Here is a 23,822-nt window from a genome sequence, read left to right on the forward strand (position 1 = left end):
TCAAGCGTGGGCCGGTCGGATTGATCGGGCACACCAAGTCCGACGCCTCCGAGACCGTCCGCCACCTCGTCGAGGACCTTGCCGACTCGCGCACGGCCACCCAGCCCGACCCCGACGCGATCATCGAGTTCCTGACCGAGCGCGGCGTGCACCTGGTCCAGTGGTCCGACTGGGAGGTCCTGGACGCCCACGAGCGCGCGCAGGGCGAACCGCACGGTCGCGAGCGCGTCAAGGTCGTGCCCCGTGAGGACATGATCCGCATCGCACGCCGCGAGGACGACGCCACGGCCTGAGGCGGACTCAGCCCCGGCGCCCCGCGAGGGCGAGGAGCCTCGTGAGCTCGGGCGCGTCGTCGGGCACGGGGAGCGGACCCGCGAACAGGCGGCTCGCCGCGAACATGCCCTTGCGGCGCTGGGCGTAGCCCAGCACGAACGCCACGAGCTGCGTGCCCAGGTCTGCGTCGACCCCCAGGCCCTGGGCCAGGTCCCACGCGTGGACCGTGAGGTCGAACGTCATCTGGTGCGCGTACTCGGTCGCCGGGGCGTCGCCGTACGACAGGTGCACCACGCGGTCCAGGGCGCCGGGAGCCAGGAACGCCTCGCGCGACTGCGTCGAGGCGTCGATCCACGCGTCGATCGGGTCGTCGCCCAGGACGTCGCCGTCGAACACCGACCCCACGTCGGCGACGGTCCGGCCCGCGAGCAGCTCGGGGGCCCAGAGCTGCTCCGAGACCAGGTGGTTGACGAGGTCACGGACGGTCCAGTCGTCGTCGGGCGTGGGCAGGTCCCACTGGTCGTCCTGGACCCGCCGGACCAGGTGGTCGAACGCCCCGATCGCGTCACCGTGCGCCGCCAGGAGGTGCTCGTGCGAGGCCACCGCGGTGCTCACGGGTTGCTCAGGATCGCGAGGACGTTGCGTGCCGGGTCCTTGAACCAGGCGATCGCCGGGCCCTCCGGACCGCGCGCGATGCCCTTGGCATCCTGGTCGAACCCCACGTAGCGCTCGAACTCCACGCCCTTGGCGACGAGCTCGTCGACCGCGGCGTCGACGTCGTCGACCCCGAAGTTGAGGAGCGTGAACGACGCCGCGACGTGGTTCGTCTTGGGGTAGACGAACACGTGGCCGCCCGACCCCAGGCGCAGGTCCAGGCCCATGGGGGTCTGGTCGACCTCGATGCCCACGACGTCCGCGTAGAACGTCCGTGCGGCGTCCAGGTCGTTCACCGAGAAGCTGCTGAATGCGTTCGTCGTCGAGACCATCGGGTGCTCCTTGTCCAGGTCGTGCGCAGTGGGGGGAGGCGCCGTGGGCGCCGCTTTCCACGATGGCACGGAACGAGGTCGCTGACGAGGGGAGCGTCAGGCCCGGTACGTGGTCGGGGCGGCCCGCTTGCCCCGCACCCCGCTCTCGCGCGAAGGTACCCGGGTGCCCCATGACCAGCTGATCCGCCATGTCCTGTTCCCGGGGCGCCACCACCTCGTGACCCGCTTCCAGGTGGACTACTTGCGCGCGCTGCGGGCCGGCCTCGTCAGCGACCTCGACGGCGAGCGCGTCCGGTGCTCGCCCGACGCCGTGGTCGTGTGGGCCGTGACGTCCGCGAACCACGCGGGCACGCGCCGCAACCCGGTGCCGGGGCACCGCCGCGAGGCGCTCATCGAGCACGTCACGGCGGTCGAGCACCTGCCGAGCCTCGTCGTGCCGGTCCCGGACGTGGCCCCGCACGCGCGGTTCGCCCACCTCGTGACGACCACGGTCCAGACCGCGACGGGGCACACCGTGACGCTCGACCCGCGTGAGACGGTCGTGGCCTGCTCGACCCCCGAGGTCATCGCGGCGTACCAGGACCTCGGCTACCGGGTCGTGGGCGTCGAGCTCGACGCGACCGACGCGGACGGAGACGTGCCCGCCCGCCCGTGGGACGCCGTCGGGCGCCTCGCTGCGGGCGACCCGACGTGGACCGACGTCGCCCACCCGGCCGTGCCGGGCTTCTTCCGGCGCTACGGCCTCGAGGCGCAGATCGTCCAGGTCTTCGCCGACCCCGTCGTCTCGGGCGACGGCGACCTGACCGCGACCCGCGACTACCGGACGTACGCCGCGGCGTTCGAGGACGCCTCGCGCCGCAAGTGGGAGCAGGTACGCCCGTACGTGCTCCCCGGCCGGATCGTCGACATCGGGTGCGCGACGGGAGGCCTGCTCGAGCTCGTCGCGGCCGAGCCCCGGCTGCACGAGTCGGACCTGTTCGGCGTCGACGTCGCGCGCCACCTCGTGGCCGAGGCCGAGCACAAGAAGACGCAGGGCGTGTTCGCGAACCCGAACGTGTGGTTCGTGCAGGCCAACATCCTGCGCGGCGAGGTCATGCCCGAGCGCAGCGTCGACACGACCGTCACGATCGCGCTCACGCACGAGATCAGTTCGTACGGCGACGGTGTGCCCGACGTCGAGCGGTTCGCTCGCCGCGTGCTCGTCCACACGCGTCCGGGCGGGGTGTGGATCAACAGCGACGTGTGCGGTCCCGCGGACGGTGACCGCCCCGTGCACCTCACGCTCCGCGACGACGACGGCACGCGGCCGGGCGTCGTGACGGATCTCGACGAGTGGGCACGGCCCGACGTCGCCGCGCACGTCCGCGGGCTGTCGACGGCTTCCCGGCTGCGCCAGTTCGCGCACGACTTCCCTCGGTTGTCGGGTGCGTCGTTCACGGTCGAGGAGGTCCTGCCCGGGACGTTCCGCCTCACGCTGCGCGACGCGATGGAGTTCCTCACGACCAAGGACTACGCCGACAACTGGCTGTCCGAGTGCCACGAGCGTTTCTGCGACCTGGACGGCGACGCGTGGACCGGGCTGCTGACGGGCGCGGGCTTCGAGCTGGGGCCCGAGAGCGGGGCGTGGCGCAACGAGTGGCTCGTCGAGCACTCGTTCGCACCGGTGGCGTCGCTGACCGACTCCGTGACGGGCGAGCACGTCGAGTGGCCCGACACGCACGTGCTGACGGTCGCGCGCCGACCGGTGCTCGGGGCGTAGGGACGCTCGATCCGTCGATCGGCACGCCGCCCCGCGCGGGGGACTACGATCCGTGCGTGGCAATGACGCGCACCGGGGCCCTGGGGGCCCGCACCTGGACGTCCCTCGTCCTCCTCGGCTTCGTCGGGCAGCTCGCCTGGACGGTCGAGAACATGTACCTCAACGTGTTCGTCTACGACACCATCACGGACGACCCGAACGTCATCGCGACCATGGTCGCCGTGAGCGCGGTCGCCGCGACGCTCGCGACGCTCCTGGTCGGCGCGCTCTCCGACAGGGTCGGGCGCCGCCGCGTGTTCATCGCGGCCGGGTACGTCCTGTGGGGCATCACCACGGCCGCGTTCGGGTTCCTGAGCCCCGAGTCCGTCTCGGGGTTGGTCCCCGCGGCGAGCGCCGTGGTCGTGGCCGCGGTCGCGGTCGTCGCGCTCGACGCGGTCATGTCGTTGTTCGGCTCGGGAGCCAACGACGCCGCGTTCCAGGCCTGGGTGACCGACTCGACCGAGCCGGCGAACCGGGGCCGGGTCGAGTCGGTGCTCGCGGTCATGCCGCTGCTGTCGATGCTCGTGGTGTTCGGGGCGTTCGACGGCATGACGCGAGCCGGGCAGTGGCGAGGGTTCTTCGTTCTCGTGGGGGCGATCATCGTGGTCGTGGGGGTCGTGTCGTGGTTCCTCGTCCGGGACCGCGAGCTCACGGTCCGCCAGGAGGACGGGTACCTGCGCTCGGTGGTCCACGGCCTGCGGCCCTCGGCGGTCCGCGAGAACCCGGGCTTGTACCTCGCGCTGTCGGCGTGGACGATCTGGGGGATCTCGACCCAGGTGTTCCTGCCGTACCTGATCATCTACCTCCAGCGGTACCTGCGGATCGACGGGTACGCGATCGTCCTGGCCGTGGTGCTGCTCGGCGCCTCGGTCGTGAGCGTGATCGGCGGGCGGATCGTCGACCGGGTCGGCAAGGTCCGCTTCCTCCTGCCTGCGGTCGCGGTCTACGGGACGGGACTGGTCCTCATGGCGTTCGCGCGAGGCATGGTGCCCGCGATCCTCGCCGGGCTCGTCATGATGTCGGGGTTCATGCTGGTCCTCACCCCGATCGGGGCGCTGGTTCGCGACTACTCGCCCCCGGACCGCGCGGGCCACGTCCAGGGGCTGCGCATGGTCTTCGCGATCCTCGTCCCCATGCTCGTGGGACCGTTCATCGGTGCGGCCGTGATCCGTGGGGCCGCCGAGACCTACGAGGAGCTGGGTGTCGTCAAGCAGGTCCCGAGCCCCCTGATCTTCGTCGCGGCCGCCGTCGTGCTACTCCTGATCCTCGTCCCCGTCACTCTTCTCCGTCGCAAGGAAACCGCTGCATGAGCACCCTCCGGCCCACCCGTTGGGCCGCCGCCCTCGACCGCCACGCCCCCCTGCCCGAGCACCCCCGTCCTCAGCTCGTGCGCGACAGCTACCTCAACCTCAACGGGCTGTGGGACTACGCGTTCACGGGCCAGGCGGCGGGCCCGGAGGGGTCGCTGGGTGGGTCCGCGCCCGCGGTCTTCGACGGCGAGATCGTCGTGCCGTTCTCGCCCGAGTCGGTGCTGTCGGGCGTGGGGCGCCAGCTCCAGCCGTACGAGGCGCTCTGGTACCGGCGCGAGGTGTCTCTCCCCGCGGGCTTCGTCCCGCGCGGCGGGCGGGTCCTGCTGCACTTCGGGGCGGTCGACCAGTCGTGCCGTGTCCTGGTCGACGGCGTCGAGGTGGGGCGCCACACGGGCGGCTTCCTGCCGTTCGCGTGCGACGTCACCGACGCGTTCGCCGGTTCCTCCGATGAGCCGCACGAGCTGCTCGTCGAGGTCACCGACGTGAGCGACATGGGCTACCACTCGCGCGGCAAGCAGAAGCTCGACCGGGGCGGCATCTGGTACACCGCGCAGTCGGGCATCTGGCAGACGGTGTGGGTCGAGGCCGTCCCGACGCTGCACGTCGACCGGCTCGTGCTCGTCCCGGACCTCCCGGGCGGCTGCCTCGAGGTGACCGTGCACGCGGGCGGCATGCCCGCGGGGGCGAGCGGCGCCGTCGGGCAGGACGCGCCCACGGCGCGCATCCAGGTGCACGACGGCGGAGCGCTCGTCGCGCAGGTCGACGCACCTGCGGGGACGGTCGCCCGCGTGCCGGTCCCGGACGCCCACCTGTGGACCCCCGAGGACCCGCACCTGTACGACGTGACCGTGACCCTCGGCGACGACGAGGTGCGCGGCTACGCCGGCATGCGGTCGTTCGGCGTCGGCCGGGACGAGCGGGGCGTGCCGCGCCTGCTGCTCAACGGCGAGCCCTACTTCCACGCGGGCGTCCTGGACCAGGGGTACTGGTCCGACGGGCTGCTCACGGCACCGACCGACGAGGCCATGGTCCACGACATCACGACCATGAAGGACCTCGGGTTCACGATGCTGCGCAAGCACATCAAGATCGAACCGCTGCGCTGGTACCACCACTGCGACCGGCTCGGGATCCTCGTGTGGCAGGACATGGTCAACGGCGGCGAGCGGTACCGATCGACGGTCATCACGGCGCCGGTGGCCGTGCCTCTCCGGATCAGCGACCGGTTCCACGGACTGTTCGGACGTGCCGACGTCGCGGGGCGCGCGGAGTTCCTTCGCGAGGTCGACGCGACCGTCGAGCACCTGCGCAGCATCGTGAGCATCGCGGTCTGGGTGCCGTTCAACGAGGGGTGGGGACAGTTCGACGCCGCTCGCGTCGCGGCCCGTGTCAAGGCGCTCGACCCGACGCGGACGGTTGACCACGCGAGCGGCTGGCACGACCAGCGCGCGGGCGACCTCCGGAGCCTCCACGTGTACTTCAAGCCGTTCCGGGTCCCGCGGCGGCGCGACCGGCGGGTGCTCGTGCTCTCGGAGTACGGGGGCTACAACCTGCGCGTCGAGGGGCGCGATTTCAGCGAGAAGGACTTCGGCTACAAGAAGCTCGACGACGCCGCCGCGCTCGGGGAGGCGTTCGCGGCGCTGCACCGCGACCAGATCGTGCCAGCGATCCCGCGCGGGCTCTCCGCGACGGTCTACACCCAGCTCTCGGACGTCGAGGACGAGCTCAACGGCCTGCTGACGTACGACCGCGAGGTCGCGAAGCTCCCGGCGGACCTGGTGCGGTCGGTCAACGCGGGGCTGCGGCTCGGGTGACCCGACGGCTCGGTGCCTGCCCGCTGCTCGACGTGATGCCGGTCCGTCCGGTGCTTCGTACGCTGAGGGCATGCTGCTGACCCGGCAGACGCTCAGCGGGCTCGAGGACGGCACGGTGTCGCTCGCGTTCCGCCGCTGGCTCGCGCCGCGCGTGCGCGCGGGCGGCCGGATGAGGACACGGATCGGGGTCGTGGAGGTCACCTCGATCGACCGGGTCCCGGACGTGGACGGGGTGCCCGTCCTGCCCGATGACGACGCCCGCGCCGCCGGGTTCCGCTCGACCGAGGCCGCGCTCGCCTGGGTGGCCGCGAAGGGCGAGGGGGACCTGTACCGGATCGGGCTGCGGCGCGTGGGGGAGGACCCGCGCATCGCGTTGCGCCAGGAAGCCGACCTGTCGGCCGAGGAGGTCGAGGGGCTGCGCACACGGCTCGCGCGCATGGACCGCGCGGCGCCAGAGCCGTGGACCCGGTCCTACCTGGACCTGATCGTCGCGCGGCCCGAGGTCGTGGCACGCGAGCTCGCGACCTCGATCGGGGTCGAGCGCGACTACTTCAAGGTCCGGGTGCGACGCCTCAAGGAGCTCGGGCTCACCGAGAGCCTGCCCGTGGGGTACCGCATCTCTCCGCGGGGGCGGGCGTACCTCGACGCGACGTGACGGTGCGCCCTGATGCTCTCGTCCCTGCGGGGCGCGTCCACCGGGTGGTCGCACCAGGCCGGGATGAGTACCTGAGCGCCCGCCGGGCTCCACCGGCACGGAGATACACTTCCGCGGACAGCAGGGTACGCCGCGACGAAATGAGCAGTCCGTGAAGATCGTCATCGTCGGTGGATCGAGGGGCACGGGGGCCCGCCTGGCTTCGCTCGCACAGGGAGAAGGACACGAGGTGACAGTCCTGTCGCGGAGCGGCGGCACCGTCACCCCGGGGGTCGAGACCCTGAAGGGGGACGCCGGCGATCCAGAAGTGGCAGCCCGAGCGGTCGCTGGGGCGGACGCCGTCGTGGTGACCGTGGGTGGCGCCAAGGGGACCTCTCGTCAACGGTCTGCGGTCACGCGGGTCGTCGTGGCGGCGATGCAGGAAGCGGGGGTGCGTCGGCTCGTCGTGCAGTCCTCCTTGGGGGCAGGTGGCTCGGCAGCGCAGATGCCCGCACTCGTCCGGGTCCTGACACGGGTCGTCCTTGCCTCGGCGCTGGCCGACCACGACGAGCAGGAGTCGGCCGTCGTGACGTCGGACCTCGACTGGACGATCGTCAGACCGGCCGGCCTGACGAACGGCCCGACGACCGGTGGCTGGACGGCGCGGGAGCTGACCAAGGGCGCCAAGGGATTCGGGTCGATCCCCCGCGGCGACCTCGCCGCCTGCCTGCTCCGCGTCCTGGAGGACGACTCGACCGTCGGCAGGGCGTTCGGGGTCAGCAACAGCTGAACCCTGGACCCAGGGACGTGCGTCGCCGGGGGCTCCAGCGTCCGGTGTGCTCAGGACAGCGGAGAGATGTCCACCCCGGGCAGCCCGTCGATGCTCGTCGCGTTCTTCTTCTGCCAGTACGCGTCGAAGAACTCCGGGTCCCGTCGTTCGTGGTCACGGTCCAGCACGTCGCGGTCGCCCACGAAGTCCATGAACGGCACCGAGTACCCGCACGAGTCCGAGACCCGGTCCACGTCGACCACGACGATGCCGCGCTGGCCGATCTCGCGCTCCTTGGCGAACAGCGGGCGCAGCTCGTCGAACTCGGGCGTCCGGGCGAGCACGTAACGGCCACGACCGTGGAAGCGCACGATGTTGGGCGGTCCCTCGAACGCGCAGAACATGACGATGCGCCCGTTCTCCTGGAGGTGGGCTGCGGCCTCGGCTCCCGAGCCCGTGTAGTCCAGGTACGCGACCCGGTGCGGGTCGAGCACCACGAACGTTCCGCCCATGCCCTTGGGGGAGACGTTGACGTGCCCGTCGCCCGCGAGAGGGGCCGTGCCCACGAAGAACACGGGCTGGGACAGCACGAAGCGGGAGAGCCGGGGAGTGATCTCGTCGTGGACGGTCGCCATGACGGCAGTCTGGCACCGAGGCGGGCGACGCTCAGGTGACGTCCACGCCTCGAGGCGAGCGGCGCCGTCGGGCCTTGCGCCGTGGCTACCAGCGCTGCTGGGCCTCCTCGGCCCACCCGACCAGGCCGTCGAGGTCCACCCACGTGCCCTCGTCGGTGCGAGCGCGGCCCGACCACGTGCCGAAGCACTGGTGCGTCTCCGTGCCGACCACGAGCATCTCGGTGCGTGCGACCTTCTCGTGGAAGGGCGTGAACACGGCCTCGACCTCGTCTCCCGAGATGCGCCACGGGGCGAGCCAGTCGTCGCGGTCGTACTGCCAGTCGAGCTTCTGGCCGATCTTGTGGAGGCGGCCGTCGACGAGCAGGGCGTTCTCGGTCGAGCCCGTGCCGTCCGTCCACTTGTCGCCGAGCTGGATGCCGCGGCCGTGCGCGCTGCCCGCCGCCCAGTTCCACGTCATCGAGTACGGCCAGCGGCCGCGCCCGTGGTCGAGGACCGCGAAAGAGTCCTCGGCGCTGACCTCGTGCCGGGTGCCGTGGACCGTGAGCGAGCCGGAGACGGGCCGGGCCACGTCCTTGACCGTGTACTGGAAGAGCCGGTCGCTCCACGGGACCACGACGCCCAGCGACTCGTGCCCCGGCGGGAGCGGGATCGTCAGGTCGAGGCTCACGTCGTGGGACGCCGCACGGATCCGCGTACCGGCCGGGTCCTGGTCGATGAGGATCGCGAGCTTCTTCGCGCGGGCCTCGGCGCGGCCGGCACCGCTGGTCTCCGGCATCACGACACCGCGGGCCAGGGGCACGACGACGTCGGTCGCGGTCTCCTCGCCCGTCGCCCGGTCGAGGACGTACAGGCCGTGGACCCCCGCGTAGTCGATCGAGGACGCCACGACGCCGATCACGTGCGAGGGCGTCACGACTCCCCAGTACTCCCACCGCTTGGTCCGACCCCACCCGCTCAGGTTGGCGCGGTGCAGCGGGGCGCGCGTCCACCCGACCGCGTCCGGGTTCAGGCGCCCGTCCGGCAGGCACAGGTCGACCGGGGCAGTGATCTCGCGCTCGTGCGTCGTCATGTCAGGAGGCTACTGGTCGGTAGAGGGTCGGTGTGCCGCGGGTTCCTGCGGACGACACTGCGACGTTCGGTGTTCGCAACACGGACGAAACGAGGGAGTCCGAGCATAGGAGGGCAAGGCCCCGGCGACGGGGCCGCGACGACTGGAGGACGACCCGTGACCACACAACGCCCCTACTTCCTCGCCCCGACCAGCCCGCACCGGAGCAACCGCGCGACGCGCTCGGCCGGGGCCAACGGACGCCTGCCCCGTGTCGTCGAGGCGGCCGAGGCCGGCGGCAAGCCCGTCCGGCGCGCCAACCCCGGCGACGAGCGGACGATCGACCCCGCGGACCGCAAGCGGCGTGCACGCGCCGCGCTGGGCGACCTGACGCGCGGCCTCGGGATCTGAACCTCGTCCGGCTGCTGACGGCGGGTGTCAACGGAGACACCGCTGCATCCCGGCGCCCGTACGCCGGGACCTCGCCGTCGCCGACCGGTGATCCGACCTAGGCCGGCTTGCGGGCCTCGATGAGGAACCGCGTCGTCGTCGCGACGAACGGCCCCTCGGCCTGGATCTGCTCGTGCAGGGCCTCGAGCCGGGGGCGGTACGCCTCGACCGTGAACCCCGGGACCATCCAGATCACCTTGCGCAGGAAGTAGACGACCGCGCCGACGTCGAAGAACTCGGTCCGCAGCTCCTCGAAGCGCAGGTCCACGACCTCCAGACCTGCTGCTCGGGCTGCTGCCCGGTCGTCGTCGGGGTGGCGACCGTTGCGGACCTCGTCGGGCTGCGGGCCCAGGAAGAACTCCACGAGCTCGAACACGCTGTACGGGCCGACGTGCTGCGCGAAGTACGTCCCGCCCGGCGCGAGCACCCGGGCGATCTCTTCCCACCACGGCCGGACCGGGTGCCGGCTCACGACGAGGTCGAACGCCTCGTCCGCGAACGGCAGGGGAGGCTCGTCCGGGTCCGCGACGACCGCGACCCCCAAGGGGTGCAGGAGGCGGGTCGCCTTCGCGACGTTCGGAGGCCAGCCCTCGGTCGCGACCGTCAGGCGGGGCAGGCGCGGGACGCTCGCGAGGACCTCGCCGCCGCCCGTCTGCAGGTCGAGCGCCGCGCTCGCAGCGCGCATGCGTTCGCCCATCGAGCGGGCGTAGCCCCATGAGGGGCGCTGCTCGGTCGCGCGCCCGTCGAGCCACGAGAAGTCCCAGCCGTCGACCGGGACGGATGCCGCCTCGGAGACGAGGTCGTCGAAGGTGCGGGTCATGTGGCGAGTCTGACAGGCGGGGTGGCGGGGCCGTCAGTCCTTTCCGGCGTGGTCGGCGACGAGGGCGACGATCACCACGACGGATCCCCAGAACGCGAGGCCGGCACCGAGGGCGATCCCCATGCCGTGGGCGCCGTTGCTCGCGCGCCCGCGCTGCTCACCCGAGCGGACCGACCACGCGGCGCGAGCGGCGAGCGAGACGCCGAGCACCACGAGGACCAGACCGACCAGAACCCATACCATCGCACCACTCTGCACACAGGTCTGAGGCGCCCGCAATCGGAAGAAGAATCCGGTATGTAGTGGTTTACGACAGGCTGAGGCTGCCCCGCACCAGACCCTAGCCGGAGGGCGGAAACCGTGGACGCGGTGCTCACGGGGCGGGATTCCGGTCGGCCGGATCCGCGGCCCGAGGAGCGGACGGGGAGGGCTCGGCGGGGCTGATCCGCGGCGTGGGACGGCCGCTCGCCGAGCCCTCGAAAGAGGCTGCGCGAGGCGAGGACTGGTTGAAATCGGAAGGACTTTCTCCCTTCGCCCGTCAGGCGAGAGCGATTCGTCAACGCCCGGGAGGAGGGGGTAATGTCCTCCTCGGTGGCGCGAAGTACCCCCTGCATCGCGCCACCACCTAACGTTCCACGAAGCCCCCGTTCGGCCCCGGCCGACGGGGGCTTCGTCGTTCGCGGGCACCGGTGCCCGTGCGCAGCGCCCACGGACCGTGATCGCCCAGGACGGCCGTCCTCGCAGGTGAGAGGTCGGAACCGGGCTAGGATCACCGAGGAGTCTGGAAGTAGGCCCGCTCCTTTCCCATGCCTTGGGGGCCTACTTGACCACTTCGTACAACCCGGCTCGACGATTCGACCCCACGCTCGCCGAGGCGCTGCTGCGCGGCGCACCGCAGCCCGTCGGCCAGTTCGTCCTCGACGTGTCGGACCAGTCCTGGTGGTGGTCGGACGAGCTCTACGCCATGCACGGCTTCCGTCCCGGCGACGTCCTGCCCACCACGGCCCTGATGCTCGCGCACAAGCACCCCGAGGATCGAGCGCGCGTCGAGGAGGTGCTGCTCGTCGCCGCGACGACGGGCGAACCCTTCAGCTCGGTCCACCGGATCGTCGACGCGCAGGGACGCACGCGGACGCTCGGCGTGGTGGGGCGCGGGCGGGTCGACCGCCGGACGGGCGAGACGACGCACGTCTCGGGCTACTTCCTCGACCTCACGACGACGCAGCGCGAGCTCGCCCAGCGGGAGGCGACGGCGGCGATCCGGGCGTCGTCCGCGAGCCGTTCGACGATCGAGCAGGCCAAGGGGGCGGTCATGGCGATCTACGGGCTCCCCGCCGACGAGGCGTTCGACCTCATGTGCCACCACTCCAGCGTGACGAACGAGCCGTTGCGCGAGATGTCGCGCCGGCTCGTCGTCGAGCTCACAGCAGGAGGGACAGACGGGGTGCTGCGACGGGCCGACCTGGACCGGTTCTTCGAGGGGAAGAGGCCGGTGCGGTAGCGCGAGACGGTGGGCCCCGTGGGACTCGAACCCACAACCTACGGATTAAAAGTCCGCAGCTCTGCCATTGAGCTAGAGGCCCGGGCACCGTGCGTCACCTCGCAGGAGGCGGCGCCAAGGCCCGCGGAGAGTCTACGCGCCGAGCCCCCGCACGCGGTGACGTGCCCGTGCGTGGTGGGTGGCGCCGTCGGGCACGCTGCGTGACGGGCGCGGAGTCCCCCGGTCAGCGCGGCGCGCGGGCGATCACGTCGAAGACGTGCCAGTGCTTGGGGCCGCTGAACGACGGGCCGTCCTCGTCCTCCTCGCGGAAGGCGAGGACGTCGAGGCCGTCGAGCAGCGCCTCGGCCTCCTCGCGTGTCAGGAAGGTCCCGTCGATCGTCCCGGCGAACGAGTCGTTCGCGCCGAACAGGTTCACGGCCAACCACGCACCCGGCCGCAGGGAGCGGCGGACCGCGGCCCAGACGCGCGGGAAGTCCCGTGGCGACGCGTACGGGAGGGCGTACCCCGAGTACAGGAGGTCGGTGGGCGGCAGGTCGGTCAGCTCTGCGAACGGCACGACGGCGACGCTCAGCCTCGTCTCCTCCTCGCCGCCCGTGGTGGTGCGGACGAGCCGAGGAGTGGTGGGGTCGCCGTCGAGCGCGTGGACGCGCCACCCGGCGCCCAGCAGCGCGGCGGTCTCGACGCCCGCGCCGCAGCCGAGGTCGACCGCCTGCCGGCCCGCGCCCGGGCCCGCGAGGGACAGGACCTCCTGGCAGAGCTCGCGCGCGGCACGGCCGGGCTGGGCAGCGTTGTAGTCGGCCCAGTGGCCGGGGGAGTGGAGAGCGGTCACGGGGCCATGCTCCCACCGACCTCCGTGCTCACCGGTGGCGACCCCACGCCCCCGCGTGCGCGGACCCTAACGCGAGCCCGGCCCACCTGTCGCGCCCGATCCCACTGGGTGAGAGACACGCCGTGGATCGGCCCGCGACCTTGCGATCGCGGCCGATCCTTGTTTGGTTGGAGGCAACCGAAAGGCGCACGTCGGGGATCGTCGCAAGGCGTCCCGTGCGTCCCCAGGCAACCGAGAGGAGCTCTCATGCTCACCCTGACCGACAACGCCCGCGATGCAGTCCAGGACCTCACCACGCGGGCCGGAGTGCCCGACGGTGGCGGCCTCCGGATCGCCGAGTCGGCGCCGCAGTCCGGCGACTTCGAGCTGGCCCTCGTCCCGAGCCCGCTGCCCGACGACACGGTCGTCGAGAGCGGAGACGCACGCGTCTTCGTCGAGCCGACCACCTCGATCGCGCTCGCGAACCTCACCCTGGACACCGATCCTCGTGCGACCGAGGGACCCGGGTTCGTCCTCACGCCGCAGGCCTGACCGGCCCGGCACCACCTGCGGGGCCTGACCGCCCGCACCAGCACTCGACCGGCTGCGCGGCCCGCCCGTCCCGGGAGCCGACCCCCCTCCTCCTCGGAAAGTTCCCGGCCCGGCAGGGCTACGCACCCGATCACCTCGACGGGCCGTCCGCACGCAGCGGGCGGCCCGTCGTCGTGCGCCCGCCCGGGCCTCCCGGCGTCCCGTCACCCGTCGCGGCCGGCCGCCCCGTCCGGCTCGTCCAGAAAACCCGGGTGTTGCACCTCGCGCCCCGCGAGCCATGAGCAGGGTATGAGAACCACTGCTCGCCCCGTGCGACCTCGTGCACTGATCGCCGGGCTCCTCGTGACCGCTGCCCTCGCGGGCTGTTCCGCTGCCGGCGCGGCCGACGGGCCGGAGCAGGGAGGGGACACCTCGCGCTACGGCTACGACGAGTCGACGGCGACGCTCACCCCCGTGTACGAGCTGGTCCCCCAGTTCAACGACCCGCGGGACGGGTACGCCCGCGACCTCCTCGCCCAGGAGTGCCTGCAGGGCGTCGTCGAGTACCGCCCGGCGGAACCCGGGGGCGAGCCCACCCTGTTCGACGCGCGCACGGGCCAGGCGCGCTTCGACGAGCAGATCGCGCAGCAGTGGGGGTACCCGCACCTGAGGTCCGAGCCGGCACGGGGCAGCGGGGTACCGGACGGCGTCGAGGTCACCTCCGCGATGCAGGACGCGATGATCGCGTGCGGGCAGAGGACCGACGAACGGCTGGGGGCCGTCCCGGCCCGCTACCTGAGCACGGTCGAGGCAGCGGGCTGGGAGGCGGTCGACGGGGACGCGCGGGTCCAGGAGGCGATCCAGGCGTGGCGCACGTGCATGGAACCGGCAGGGGTCGTCGACCTGCCGGAGCGCCCGGTCGAGATGCCGTCGGAGTCGGTGACCGGTCCGATCGGCAACGCCGACGGGATGGTCGTGGACACGGAGGTCCCGTTGTCGGACCGTGAGCGCGAGGTGGCCGTCATCGATGCGCGCTGCCGGGCAGAGGGGTACGACGAGGCGGTGTTCCACGCCCGGGTCGAGGGCGAGCTCGCCGCGATCGGACGAGACGTCGAGGGGTTCGAGGCGACCCGGGACGACTACCTCGAGTACCAGAAGCGCATCGACGCCGTCATCAACGAGCTGGGCTGATCGGGCGATGGGACAGACGGTGCCCTCGGGCAGAACGGTGAGAGAAGCATGAAACGTCTCGTGCTCGCCGTCGCGGCGATCGTCATCGTCGGGGTCGGGGCGTGGCTGCTCGCGGTCAGGATGGAGTCGCCTCAGCAGGCGGCGGCCCGCGCCGAGCCCCCGGCCCCCGAGCCCGTGGTCGTCGCGCTGGACCGTGGGTACCTGAACGGTCCGGTGTCGATGACCGTCGAGGCCCAGAACCAGCAGAGCGTCGTCATCACACCTCCGGCCGCGCTGACCGGCGTGGTGACGTCCGTCGACCGGTCCGCCGGCGACACGCTGTCGCCGGGGTCGGTCCCGTTCCGCGTCAACGGGCGACCGGTCTTCGTCCTCGAAGGGGCCTTCGCGCTCTACCGCGACATTCGCCCCGGGGACGAGGGCGACGACGTCCTGGCCCTGCAGAAGGGGTTGCTGGCCGCAGGGTATGCACTGGGCCGGCCCGACGGGAAGTACGGCCCGCGGACCCAGGCGGCCGTGCGGTCCATGTACCGGTCGGCCGGCTACGCGGCGCCCGAGGTCGCCTTCGGGACTCTCGACGCTGCGGCTGCGCCCTCGCCCGGAGCGAGTGCTCCGGAGACGGCGGCCCCGGGCGCCGCGGCGCCGTCGGACGGGACGACGGTCCCGGCGGCCGGTCCGGGGGCTGCGGCCACCGCGAAGGGCCCCGGGGTCCTGCAGTCCGAGGTGCTGACGGTGCCTCGGCTGCCGGCCGTGGTCGAGGGGATCACGACGGTCGGCACCGGCATCGCCGCTGACACGGGCCTCCTCACCCTCGGGACGGGGCAGGTCGTGCTCACGTCGACGCTGCCCCAGGGATCGGTCGGAGCGCTCGCGGTGGATGCCGCCGCTCGGTTCACGGACGACTCGGGCGCGGAGGCCACGGCACGTGTGACGGCGCTGTCGCCGACGGAGACGGGTGAGGTCACCGTCAGCCTGCTCACCGAGGGCGCCGTCCGCGCGGGCTCCTCCTACGTCCTGACGATCGACAACCCGGCAGCGGAGGACGGGGAGAGGCTGCTCGCGCCCGTGGCGGCGGTCGTGACACGTGCCGGGCGGACGTACGTGTACGTGCGCGAGGGGCGGGCGGGGCGGGGGGTGGGGGGCGCGGGCGCGGCGCGGGTGGGGGGGGGGGGGGGGGCCCGCGGGGCCGCCGGGGCGGGCGCCGGCGCGGGCGACGGCGATGCCGGTGACGGTGTCACGCTGGGTGAGGGGACGGAGGTGCGGGTTGGTTGACGTCGTGCTCGAGAAGGATCTGCTCGGTCCGACCGAATCGGCGGGGCGCCCGCTGATCGAGCTGCGGGGGATCACCCGCAGGTATGCGAACGGGACCACTGCGCTGGCCGGTGTCGACCTCGTCATCGGACCCGGGGAGCGCGTGGCCGTCGTCGGACGCTCCGGCAGCGGGAAGAGCACGTTGCTGAACGTGCTGGGGCTGCTCGACGCCCCCGACGAGGGGGAGGTGCTCATCGATGGGCACCCCGTCGAGGCCGCGCAGGACCGGGTGCGGGCGGAGTGGCGGTCCTCGGAGCTGGGGTTCGTCTTCCAGCGGTCGCACCTGATCCCCGCGCTGAGCGTGCGCGAGAACGTCCTGCTCGGGCTGCGCTACTCGAACGCCTCGCTCGACGACGCCGACCAGGTCGTCACCGGCTCGCTGCGCGCGGTGGGGCTCGAGCACAAGGAGCAGGCGCTGGCCCGGACGTTGTCGGGCGGGGAGATGCAGCGGGTCGCGATCGCACGGACCCTCGCCCGCCCGGCCCGCCTGTGGCTGGCCGACGAGCCGACCGGGAACCTCGACTCGGCCCAGTCGCTCGAGATCATCGAGGAGCTCAAGCGTCGCGCCGCGGAGCGTGGGGCGGCTCTCGTCGTGGTCACGCACGAGCCCGACGTCGCTGCGCGGCTCGACCGTGTCGTCACCCTGCGTGACGGCCTCGTCGTGGCCGACAGCGCCCACGCCACGACTCCGGCCCACGGGCCGGACCAGGACCGGGGAGACCTGCCGACGCGTGATCGCAGGCCGCGGACCCGGCTCACCGCGCGCCTCGCGCGCACTCTGCGGTTCGTGGCGCAGGGCATCACGTCCAACGCCGGGCGGACCGCGAGCGGCACCCTCGCGTCCGCGGTCGCGGTCGCCCTGGCCGTCACGGCGCTGGGGCTCGCGCAGAGCGCGTCAGGACAGGTGACCGAGCTCTTCGACGCGCAACGGGCGACGCAGGTCACCGCGGCGCTGGCCGCGGACGGGACCTCCGACGCCCGATGGCCCGTCCGGGTCGGCACCGTCGCCGAGTTCCCCGGCGTGACCGGGGTCGAGCACTGGCGGTATCGCACGGGGGTCCCCGTCGCGAACGGAGCGCTCGCGGCCCTGACGGTCGATCTCGTGGAGGTCGACGAGGCCCCGGGGGCGATCACCGACACCGCCGTGACATGGGCTCCCGGGGAGGACCGCGTCCTTGCCGAGGACGAGGTGCTGCTGGGCACGGACCTCGCCCGACGGCTCGGCGTCGCACAGCTGGACGTGAGCCCCGAGATCACGGTCCAGGGCGCCCCGCTCCGGGTCGTCGGGTTGGTCACCGCGTCGAGGTCCGGCACGGCGACCGGATCGGCCTTCGTCGGCCCGGGAGCGACCGGCGACCTGGCGGCGTCGCTCTCGAGCGAGCTGTTCGTCGAGACGGTCCCGGGCGCGGCGCGGAACGTCGCAGACCGCCTTCACGACCTGGCCGACCCGTTCCAGACCACCCGGATGACCATCCACCCGGTGCTCGAGCCGAACGCGTTCCGCGGAGAGCTCCAGGACAGCGTTTCGGCCTCCCTGCAGGTGCTCGCCGTCGTGGCCGCGCTCGCAGGGCTGGTCGGTGTCGTCTTCGTCAATCTCCTGAGCGTGAGCTCTCGCACGGCCGAGCTCGGCGTGCGACGGGCGTTCGGCGCGCGACGGAGCGAGCTCGTCACGCTCGTCGTGGGCGAGTGCACCGCGCTCGCCGTCCTCGGCGCGGTCGTCGGCCTCGCCGTCGGTTTCGTGGCGATCATGGTGGTGACCGCGGCCGCCAGGTGGCAGCCGATGTTCGACGAGCGCCTCCTGCTCGTCCCCCTCGCCGGTGCGCTCGTCTTCGGGCTCCTCGGCGGACTACCACCAGCGATCGCCGCCGGAAGGATCGAGCCCGCCGATGCCGTACGGTCCTGACGTGAGCCGCGACAGCGCCGTCGAAGCGGCCTTCGCCGGCATGTACCGAGAGACGTACCCGCACGTCCTGGCCTACCTCCGCCGGCGGGTCGACGACGACGCGGAGGACCTCGCGTCGGAGGTCTACGCCGTGGCGTGGCGCAGCCGGGGTCGCGTCCCGGCCGAGGAGATGCGGCCGTGGCTGTTCGGGGTGGCCCGCAACATCCTGGCGAACGGGCACCGTGCCACGGTCCGGCGACGGCGCCTCGAGCTCCGGGTGAGCGGCGAGCGTGCGCCGGTGGCCGACGACGGGGCGCTCGCGGACATGTCGATCGACCTCCGCCGTGCCTGGGCGCTCCTCGACGACACGGACCGAGACGTCCTCTCGCTCGTCTCCTGGGACGGGCTCACTTCGGCCGAGGCCGCTCGGGTGCTGGGCTGCTCGCGCGCCGCGTTCTCGATGCGCCTCACCCGAGCACGCCGACGCCTGCGACGGTCGCTCGACGCCGTCGAGCACGAGCCCGCCTCGAGCTCGCGGTCCGCCACCGAGGTGCGGCCCGCCCCGGACGCGAGGTCGGACCCCGATCTGCGGCCTCGCCAGGACGGTCGCTCGATGCCCACGCTCACCGAAGGGAGCACGCCATGAAAGACCCCATGGACGACCCGGTCCTGCAGAAGCTCGCGGCCGCGAACCCGGTCCACGTCGTCCCCCTGACCCCGGAGGAGTTGGCTCGGTCGGAAGCGGCCCTGCACCGGATCGTGACGACCCCGCACCAGGACCAGCGACGTCGGCCCGCGTCGATGCTGCGCCGATGGGCGACGGTCGTCGCGGCCCTGCTCACGTCCGTCGCGGTGGCCCTGGTCGCCACGACACCGGCCTCTGCGGAGCAGGTGCTGCTGGAGGCGGCGGAGAACGCCGCCAAGCAGCCACCCCTCAGCGGGCAGTACCTGTACATGCGCTCTCAGGTGGAGGACCCGTACTCGTTCCCCTACGAACGCGAGATCTGGTTGTCGAGGGACGACACGGTGCTCCGTGACGAGGGGGGCGTCTCCTTCATGGCCTTCTACGACGGCAAGGACGGTTTCGACCCGAGCCTCACGCGGGTCATGGACCTCGACGACGAGGGCGAGATGTCCACGTTCGGGAACGGTGAGTCGATCACGTGGGACGAGCTGGCCGAGCTGCCCACCGAGCCCCGGGCGCTCGAGCGGCGCCTCTCCGAGGGGCTCTCGCCCTCGGGTCACGGAGACGAGTGGGACCTGTGGACGCAGGTGGTGGGTCTCCTGCGCGAGAGCCCGGCCTCTCCTGACCTCCGCCGAGCGCTCTGGCAGGTCCTCGCCGCCGCCCCGGGCACCGAGCTGCTCGGGGCGATGACGGACTCGGCCGGTCGTCCGGTGACGGGCATCGAAGCGGACTTCATGCAGGAGATCGGTCAGCGCGAGGTGCTGCTCATCGACCCGAGCGACGGCACGCTGCTCGAGGTGCGGACCATCGATGCCGACGGCACTCTCGCCTACCGCGCGACCATGCTCGAGCGGGGCTACCGGGACGTCGCCCCGGACGTCGAGCCCTACCACTGCGGGCCTGGCTCGGTCCCGTACGTCTCGTGCTGATGACGGCCCGGGGCCGCGCGTGCCCGACCGCTCACGCCCCGACGGGCGACACGATCCAGTAGCCGCCCAGCGCGGCGGCGCCGACCGTCACGAGCAGGAAGACCCCGACCCACACGATCCCCGGGATGCCGGTGAGGCGTGCGAGCATGTCGGCGTCGGACTGGCGGGCCTTGCCGCGGCTGCGCGAGACCTGCAGCTCGAGGACGGGGCGGACGGCCCCCAGCAGCAGGAACCACGTGACGGCGTACGCGACCGCGCTCTGCACGGGCGGGGTCGCGGCCCAGGACACGAGCACGAGCGCGACGCCGCTCACGAGCACGGACCACAGCCCGAACCAGTTGCGGATCTGCAGCAGCATGAGGGTCAGCAGCAGCACGAGGAGCCACAGCAGCCCGACGGCGTAGCCAGCCCTGAGCAGCGCGGCCGCCCCGAGGCCCACGAGGCCCGGGCCGACGTACCCCATGAAGGCCGTGAGGACCATGCCGAACCCGCGCGGCTTGCCGTACGAGACCGTGAGGCCCGACGTGTCGGAGTGCAGGCGGATGCCGCTCAGCCGCCGACCCGTGAGGAGTGCCGCCAGGGCGTGGGCGCCCTCGTGCGCGATCGTCACGACGTGCCGCGCGACGCGCCACACGGGCGTGAAGACCACGACGATCAGGGCCGCGAGCGACATCGACAGCACGATCGCGGAGGCCGGCGCGGGCACCGGCGTGGTGGCGGCCGACCAGATCTGACCGATGACGTCGCCCACTGAGCTCATGAAGTCCACGGGCGACATTCCACCACGGTCACATGTGCGGTGGGTGAGGGGTTCGGGCGGGCCACGGGGGAGGTGAGAGTCCGGTGAGGGATGTGGAGACGTCGATCACCATCGACGCACGCACGCCCCAGTCATGAGAGAGTGGGGACCGTGGCTGCGCATCTCTGCGCGCCCAGCGTCGTGGAGTTCCCTGGATTTCTTGCGGCGAACCCCGACCCTACGCCCGAGAGGCAAACCCTTGAACAACCCCATTCGTGCTGCCGTGCGCCCGAACGCCGCAGCCCCCCGCACCAACCAGTCGCAGGGACAGCAGTCCCGCGACACCAACCGCCCGGCTCGCGACGACCGGGCCCGCCCGGCCCGCGACGAGCGTGACGGCCGCGACTCGCGTCCCGCCAAGGTGACCCGCGACGGTCGCCCCGTCCGTGAGCGCGACTCGCGCGACGGCCGCGGCGCCGGCCAGGGCCGCCCCGCGGGCGCCAACCGTGAGCAGCGCGCTCCTCGTGAGCAGCGCGAGCAGCGTCCCGCCCCCGTCCGCTCGTCGGTCCCGACCGTCGTGCCCGAGGGCCTGACGTTCGCCGACTTCGCGATCCCCACCACGGTGGTCCGCGAGCTCAGCAGCCAGGGCATCGAGTCGCCCTTCCCCATCCAGGTCGCCTCGCTCCCGGACACGCTCAAGGGCCGCGACGTCCTGGGCCGTGGCCGCACGGGCTCGGGCAAGACCCTCGCGTTCTCGCTGCCGGTCGTCACGCGCCTGTCCCAGTCGGACACGCGTCGCGCCGCCCGTCGCCCCCGCGCACTGGTCCTGTGCCCCACGCGTGAGCTCGCGAACCAGATCAACGCCACGATGGAGCCGCTCGCGAAGGCCCTGGGCCTGAACACGACGACCATCTTCGGTGGCGTCGCGCAGAGCCGCCAGGTCAGCGCCCTCAACGCGGGCGTCGACATCGTCATCGCCTGCCCGGGCCGCCTCGAGGACCTGCTCAACCAGCGCGTCCTGTCGCTCGACGGCATCGAGATCACGGTCCTCGACGAGGCCGACCACATGGCCGACCTGGGCTTCCTGCCCGGCGTCAAGCGCATCATGGACAAGACCCCGACGCGCGGCCAGCGCCTGCTGTTCTCGGCGACGCTCGACAACGGCGTGGACCAGCTCGTCAAGCGCTACCTGAGCAACCCGGTGAGCCACTCGGTGGACTCGGCCGAGTCGCCCGTCTCCAACATGACGCACCACATCTTCGCGGTCCGTGACGCGGACGCGAAGAAGGACGTCGTGCAGCAGCTCGCGTCGGGCACGGGCCGTCGTGTCCTGTTCACGCGCACCAAGCACCAGGCCAAGAAGCTCGCGAAGCAGCTCACGGCGCAGGGCATCCCGTCGGTCGACCTGCACGGCAACCTCGGTCAGGGGGCGCGCGAGCGCAACCTCGAGGCGTTCTCGAACGGTTCGGTCCGCGTGCTCGTCGCGACGGACATCGCGGCGCGCGGCATCCACGTCGACGAGATCGAGCTGGTCGTCCACGTCGACCCGCCGGCCGAGCACAAGGCGTACCTCCACCGCTCGGGCCGTACGGCCCGCGCCGGTTCCGAGGGCGTCGTCGTGACCGTCATGCTCCCCGAGCAGCGCAGCGACGTGAAGGACCTGACCCGCAAGGCGAAGATCACGGCGCAGCCGCAGTCGGTCGCCCCGGGTGACGCGGCGATCACGTCGCTCGTCGGCGAGGTCGCCGAGTACGTGCGCCCCGCGGACATCACGCCGCCGCAGACGCAGGCCCGTCGTGGCACGCCGTCGCGCAACGGTGGGACGCGTGCGACGCGCACGGCGGCCCCGGCCAAGTCTGCAGGCCCGACGGCGCAGCGCGCCCAGGGTGGGCGCGGCCAGTCGGCGCAGGGCGGTGAGGGCGGCGCTGGTGCGCAGGCTCGTCGTCGTGGCGGCCGCGGTCGCGCGCAGCGCGGTGGCGGCTCGGCGACGGTGTACTCGTCGTCGTCGTACTGATCCTTCGTCAGCCGGCCCGACGGGAGCCTCCCGCCGGACGCAGGTGAACGACCCAGCAGGGCCCCGGCGGTGATCTTCGGATCGCCGCCGGGGCCTTCTGCGTCCGGGGACCGGGCTCGTCGCGCCACCGGGAACACCTGCAGTCCGGCGACGGTTGTCGCTGTCGGAGGTGGAGCATGACCAACGAGACCCACGACACGACCAGCAGCCTGTTCTCGCAGAAGGTGTACCCGGTCGCCAAGCCCGAGGCCAAGTGGCGCGAGGAGCTGGCCCCCGACGAGTACGCGGTGCTGCGACAGGCCGGCACCGAACGCCCCTGGACGGGTGAGCTCCTGGACGAGAAGCGCGAGGGCATCTACCGGTGCCGGGCGTGCGGCCACGAGCTGTTCCGTTCGGACACCAAGTTCGACTCGCACTGCGGGTGGCCGAGCTTCTACGCGCCCAAGGAGTCGGACGCGGTCGAGCTCATCCAGGACCGGAGCCACGGCATGGTCCGCACCGAGGTGAGGTGCGCGAACTGCGGTTCGCACCTGGGGCACGTGTTCGACGACGCGCCCCAGACCCCGACGGGCGACCGGTTCTGCATGAACAGCCTCAGCCTGACGTTCGAGGACGCCGAGGCCTGAGCCGTCCCGGCAGCCGCGTGTCAGAGCGGGCGTGACCTCGAGGTCACGCCCGCTCTGGCGTCCACGACCAGGTCGAGGCCGACCGCGAGCAGCACGCCCAGCAGGTAGAGCAGCAGGTCACGCGCGTTGAACGTGCTCCCGAGCACCCACGCCGCCGCGGGCACGACGTCGAGCACCGCGCCGACCGCGGGCGTCGCCTGGAGGGCCTCGACGAGCCAGCACCACGCGAGTGCCACGGCCCCCGCGACCCACGGCCTCAGCCGCGGGGCCACGAGCACGAGCGCCACGTAGACCGCGACCGCGTACAGCAGGTCCCCGACCACGTCACCGACGGGGTCGGGGACCTGCGTCGTCACCACGAGGCCCAGGACGACCACGGCCGCGAGGACGGCCAGGACGCGCGGGCGGCTGCGGCGTCGGGCACCGTGCCACCACGGCGCGGAACCCCGCCGCCCCGCGGGCACCGCGTCCGGCCGACCCGTCATCTCAGCGCGTCGCCTGCCAGCGCACGACGTCCTCCGAGTAGCGGTGCAGCAGGCCCGCGAGGGCTGCGACGTCGTCGGAGGACCAGTCGCTCAGGGCCTGCGAGATCGAGTCGACGCGCCGCTCGTGCGTGGTCCGCAGCAGCGTCGCGCCCTCCTCGGTGAGGGTGATGATCTGGCCGCGGGAGTCGTCGGGGTCCACCTCGCGGCACACCATCCCCACGGACTCGAGCCGTGCGAGCTGGCGCGAGATGGTCGCGCGCCCCACGCCGAACTGCTGCGCGAGGTCCGACCCCCGCACGCCGGGGTTCACGGCGATGTGCGCGAGCAGCGGGTAGGCGCTCGCGTCGAGGTCGGGGTGGATGCGCTTGGCCATCGCGTTCGCGGACGATCCCGCGCGGCGGGTCAGGACGCGCAGCTCGCGCTCGAGCGCGAACAGGGGCGACTCGTCGCTGGGCGAGGTGGTGGGTGTTGAGGACACAGTCGGCTCCGGCTGGTCGGTCGGCGAGGGCGAGGTCACGGCCCCATCATGGCGTGCAGCGGGGCCGCCGTGGAACAAGCATCCACGACGGCCCCGGGTGAGGTCCGG

25 protein-coding genes, 1 tRNA gene and 1 pseudogene are annotated in these 23,822 nt (G+C 72.6%); 16 read left to right on the plus strand and 11 right to left on the minus strand.

Annotated features, from left to right (window positions below; all coding sequences use genetic code 11):
- Window positions 1-293: pseudogene (locus H9641_RS02155) on the plus strand (pyridine nucleotide-disulfide oxidoreductase); the annotation flags it as partial.
- A 7-nt stretch (window positions 294-300) separates the two neighbouring features.
- Here the strand turns inward: H9641_RS02155 and H9641_RS02160 are convergent.
- Both H9641_RS02160 and H9641_RS02165 read right to left on the minus strand, forming a co-directional pair.
- A complete protein-coding gene (locus H9641_RS02160; RefSeq protein WP_318244331.1) occupies window positions 301-888 on the minus strand; it encodes a TIGR03086 family metal-binding protein in 588 nt (195 codons plus the stop codon).
- Window positions 885-1,259 carry a VOC family protein gene (locus tag H9641_RS02165; protein ID WP_191800638.1) on the minus strand — a complete coding sequence of 125 codons (375 nt, stop codon included), beginning with the start codon at window positions 1,257-1,259 and terminating at the stop codon, window positions 885-887. Before H9641_RS02165 ends, H9641_RS02160 begins: the two co-directional genes overlap by 4 nt.
- A 163-nt stretch (window positions 1,260-1,422) precedes the next feature.
- Between H9641_RS02165 and H9641_RS02170 the strand changes: the two genes are divergently transcribed.
- From H9641_RS02170 to H9641_RS02190, 5 genes are all read left to right on the plus strand, one after another.
- Window positions 1,423-3,018 carry a methyltransferase domain-containing protein gene (locus H9641_RS02170; protein WP_318244332.1) on the plus strand — a complete coding sequence of 532 codons (1,596 nt, stop codon included), beginning with the start codon at window positions 1,423-1,425 and terminating at the stop codon, window positions 3,016-3,018.
- A gap of 62 nt (window positions 3,019-3,080) precedes the next feature.
- Window positions 3,081-4,367, plus strand: a complete 1,287-nt coding sequence (locus H9641_RS02175) for an MFS transporter (RefSeq protein WP_191801095.1) — start codon at window positions 3,081-3,083, stop codon at window positions 4,365-4,367.
- On the plus strand, window positions 4,364-6,181 hold the full coding sequence (locus H9641_RS02180) for a glycoside hydrolase family 2 protein (RefSeq protein WP_191800640.1): 1,818 nt from the start codon (window positions 4,364-4,366) through the stop codon (window positions 6,179-6,181). Before H9641_RS02175 ends, H9641_RS02180 begins: the two co-directional genes overlap by 4 nt.
- A 70-nt stretch (window positions 6,182-6,251) precedes the next feature.
- Window positions 6,252-6,836 (plus strand): hypothetical protein, encoded by a 585-nt coding sequence (locus tag H9641_RS02185; RefSeq protein ID WP_191800642.1) that lies wholly within the window; start codon window positions 6,252-6,254, stop codon window positions 6,834-6,836.
- A gap of 151 nt (window positions 6,837-6,987) precedes the next feature.
- Entirely contained in the window at window positions 6,988-7,605 is a 618-nt protein-coding gene (locus H9641_RS02190) for an NAD(P)-dependent oxidoreductase (RefSeq protein WP_191800644.1), read from the plus strand.
- A 50-nt stretch (window positions 7,606-7,655) separates the two neighbouring features.
- On the opposite strand, the gene H9641_RS02195 is transcribed toward H9641_RS02190, so the two are convergent.
- Window positions 7,656-8,219: a pyridoxamine 5'-phosphate oxidase family protein gene (locus H9641_RS02195; RefSeq protein ID WP_191800646.1), complete on the minus strand. Its 564-nt coding sequence runs from the start codon at window positions 8,217-8,219 to the stop codon at window positions 7,656-7,658.
- A gap of 85 nt (window positions 8,220-8,304) precedes the next feature.
- On the minus strand, window positions 8,305-9,288 hold the full coding sequence (locus H9641_RS02200) for a DUF2804 domain-containing protein (RefSeq protein WP_191800648.1): 984 nt from the start codon (window positions 9,286-9,288) through the stop codon (window positions 8,305-8,307).
- 156 nt (window positions 9,289-9,444) lie between these two features.
- On the opposite strand from H9641_RS02200, the gene H9641_RS02205 reads away from it, so the two are divergent.
- A complete protein-coding gene (locus tag H9641_RS02205; RefSeq protein ID WP_191800650.1) occupies window positions 9,445-9,678 on the plus strand; it encodes a hypothetical protein in 234 nt (77 codons plus the stop codon).
- Window positions 9,679-9,775: 97 nt separating this feature from the next.
- Here the strand turns inward: H9641_RS02205 and H9641_RS02210 are convergent, their stop codons facing one another.
- Window positions 9,776-10,537, minus strand: coding sequence for a class I SAM-dependent methyltransferase (locus H9641_RS02210; RefSeq protein WP_191800652.1), 762 nt, complete (start codon window positions 10,535-10,537; stop codon window positions 9,776-9,778).
- A gap of 33 nt (window positions 10,538-10,570) precedes the next feature.
- Window positions 10,571-10,780, minus strand: a complete 210-nt coding sequence (locus H9641_RS02215; protein WP_191800654.1) for a hypothetical protein — start codon at window positions 10,778-10,780, stop codon at window positions 10,571-10,573.
- 580 nt (window positions 10,781-11,360) lie between these two features.
- On the opposite strand from H9641_RS02215, the gene H9641_RS02220 reads away from it, so the two are divergent.
- Window positions 11,361-12,038, plus strand: a complete 678-nt coding sequence (locus H9641_RS02220) for a PAS and ANTAR domain-containing protein (protein ID WP_191800656.1) — start codon at window positions 11,361-11,363, stop codon at window positions 12,036-12,038.
- 10 nt (window positions 12,039-12,048) lie between these two features.
- Here H9641_RS02220 and H9641_RS02225 read toward each other — a convergent pair.
- Window positions 12,049-12,120, minus strand: a tRNA-Lys gene (locus H9641_RS02225).
- A gap of 141 nt (window positions 12,121-12,261) precedes the next feature.
- On the minus strand, window positions 12,262-12,867 hold the full coding sequence (locus H9641_RS02230; RefSeq protein WP_191800658.1) for a class I SAM-dependent methyltransferase: 606 nt from the start codon (window positions 12,865-12,867) through the stop codon (window positions 12,262-12,264).
- Window positions 12,868-13,113: 246 nt separating this feature from the next.
- Here H9641_RS02230 and H9641_RS02235 point away from each other — a divergent pair, with 246 nt between their 5' ends.
- The 6 genes from H9641_RS02235 (at window position 13,114) to H9641_RS02260 (ending at window position 19,372) form a co-directional block, all read left to right on the plus strand.
- Window positions 13,114-13,398: a Fe-S cluster assembly protein HesB gene (locus H9641_RS02235; RefSeq protein ID WP_056649148.1), complete on the plus strand. Its 285-nt coding sequence runs from the start codon at window positions 13,114-13,116 to the stop codon at window positions 13,396-13,398.
- 288 nt (window positions 13,399-13,686) lie between these two features.
- Window positions 13,687-14,568 (plus strand): hypothetical protein, encoded by an 882-nt coding sequence (locus tag H9641_RS02240; protein WP_191800660.1) that lies wholly within the window; start codon window positions 13,687-13,689, stop codon window positions 14,566-14,568.
- Between the two features lie 48 nt (window positions 14,569-14,616).
- Window positions 14,617-15,837 carry a peptidoglycan-binding domain-containing protein gene (locus H9641_RS02245; protein ID WP_191800662.1) on the plus strand — a complete coding sequence of 407 codons (1,221 nt, stop codon included), beginning with the start codon at window positions 14,617-14,619 and terminating at the stop codon, window positions 15,835-15,837.
- A 4-nt stretch (window positions 15,838-15,841) separates the two neighbouring features.
- A complete protein-coding gene (locus H9641_RS02250) occupies window positions 15,842-17,779 on the plus strand; it encodes an ABC transporter ATP-binding protein/permease (protein WP_191800664.1) in 1,938 nt (645 codons plus the stop codon).
- Window position 17,780: 1 nt separating this feature from the next.
- On the plus strand, window positions 17,781-18,404 hold the full coding sequence (locus H9641_RS02255) for an RNA polymerase sigma factor (protein ID WP_318244333.1): 624 nt from the start codon (window positions 17,781-17,783) through the stop codon (window positions 18,402-18,404).
- A complete protein-coding gene (locus H9641_RS02260) occupies window positions 18,401-19,372 on the plus strand; it encodes a CU044_5270 family protein (protein ID WP_191800668.1) in 972 nt (323 codons plus the stop codon). The genes H9641_RS02255 and H9641_RS02260 overlap by 4 nt, the downstream gene beginning before the upstream one ends.
- A 31-nt stretch (window positions 19,373-19,403) precedes the next feature.
- Here the strand turns inward: H9641_RS02260 and H9641_RS02265 are convergent, their stop codons facing one another.
- A complete protein-coding gene (locus H9641_RS02265) occupies window positions 19,404-20,150 on the minus strand; it encodes a M50 family metallopeptidase (protein ID WP_056649170.1) in 747 nt (248 codons plus the stop codon).
- 538 nt (window positions 20,151-20,688) lie between these two features.
- Between H9641_RS02265 and H9641_RS02270 the strand changes: the two genes are divergently transcribed.
- Both H9641_RS02270 and msrB read left to right on the plus strand, forming a co-directional pair.
- Window positions 20,689-22,125, plus strand: coding sequence for a DEAD/DEAH box helicase (locus tag H9641_RS02270; protein WP_318244364.1), 1,437 nt, complete (start codon window positions 20,689-20,691; stop codon window positions 22,123-22,125).
- 176 nt (window positions 22,126-22,301) lie between these two features.
- On the plus strand, window positions 22,302-22,751 hold the full coding sequence (gene msrB, locus H9641_RS02275; RefSeq protein WP_191800672.1) for a peptide-methionine (R)-S-oxide reductase MsrB: 450 nt from the start codon (window positions 22,302-22,304) through the stop codon (window positions 22,749-22,751).
- A 20-nt stretch (window positions 22,752-22,771) separates the two neighbouring features.
- Here the strand turns inward: msrB and H9641_RS02280 are convergent, their stop codons facing one another.
- Both H9641_RS02280 and H9641_RS02285 read right to left on the minus strand, forming a co-directional pair.
- Window positions 22,772-23,236 carry a DUF2809 domain-containing protein gene (locus tag H9641_RS02280; RefSeq protein ID WP_191800674.1) on the minus strand — a complete coding sequence of 155 codons (465 nt, stop codon included), beginning with the start codon at window positions 23,234-23,236 and terminating at the stop codon, window positions 22,772-22,774.
- A 1-nt stretch (window position 23,237) separates the two neighbouring features.
- The gene (locus H9641_RS02285) at window positions 23,238-23,714 is read right to left on the minus strand and encodes a MarR family winged helix-turn-helix transcriptional regulator (protein ID WP_318244334.1); all 477 of its coding nucleotides are present in this window, start codon (window positions 23,712-23,714) and stop codon (window positions 23,238-23,240) included.
- Window positions 23,715-23,822: the final 108 nt, after the last annotated feature.

The sequence above is a fragment of the Oerskovia merdavium genome, assembly GCF_014836755.1.
Taxonomy (GTDB): Bacteria; Actinomycetota; Actinomycetes; order Actinomycetales; family Cellulomonadaceae; genus Oerskovia; species Oerskovia merdavium.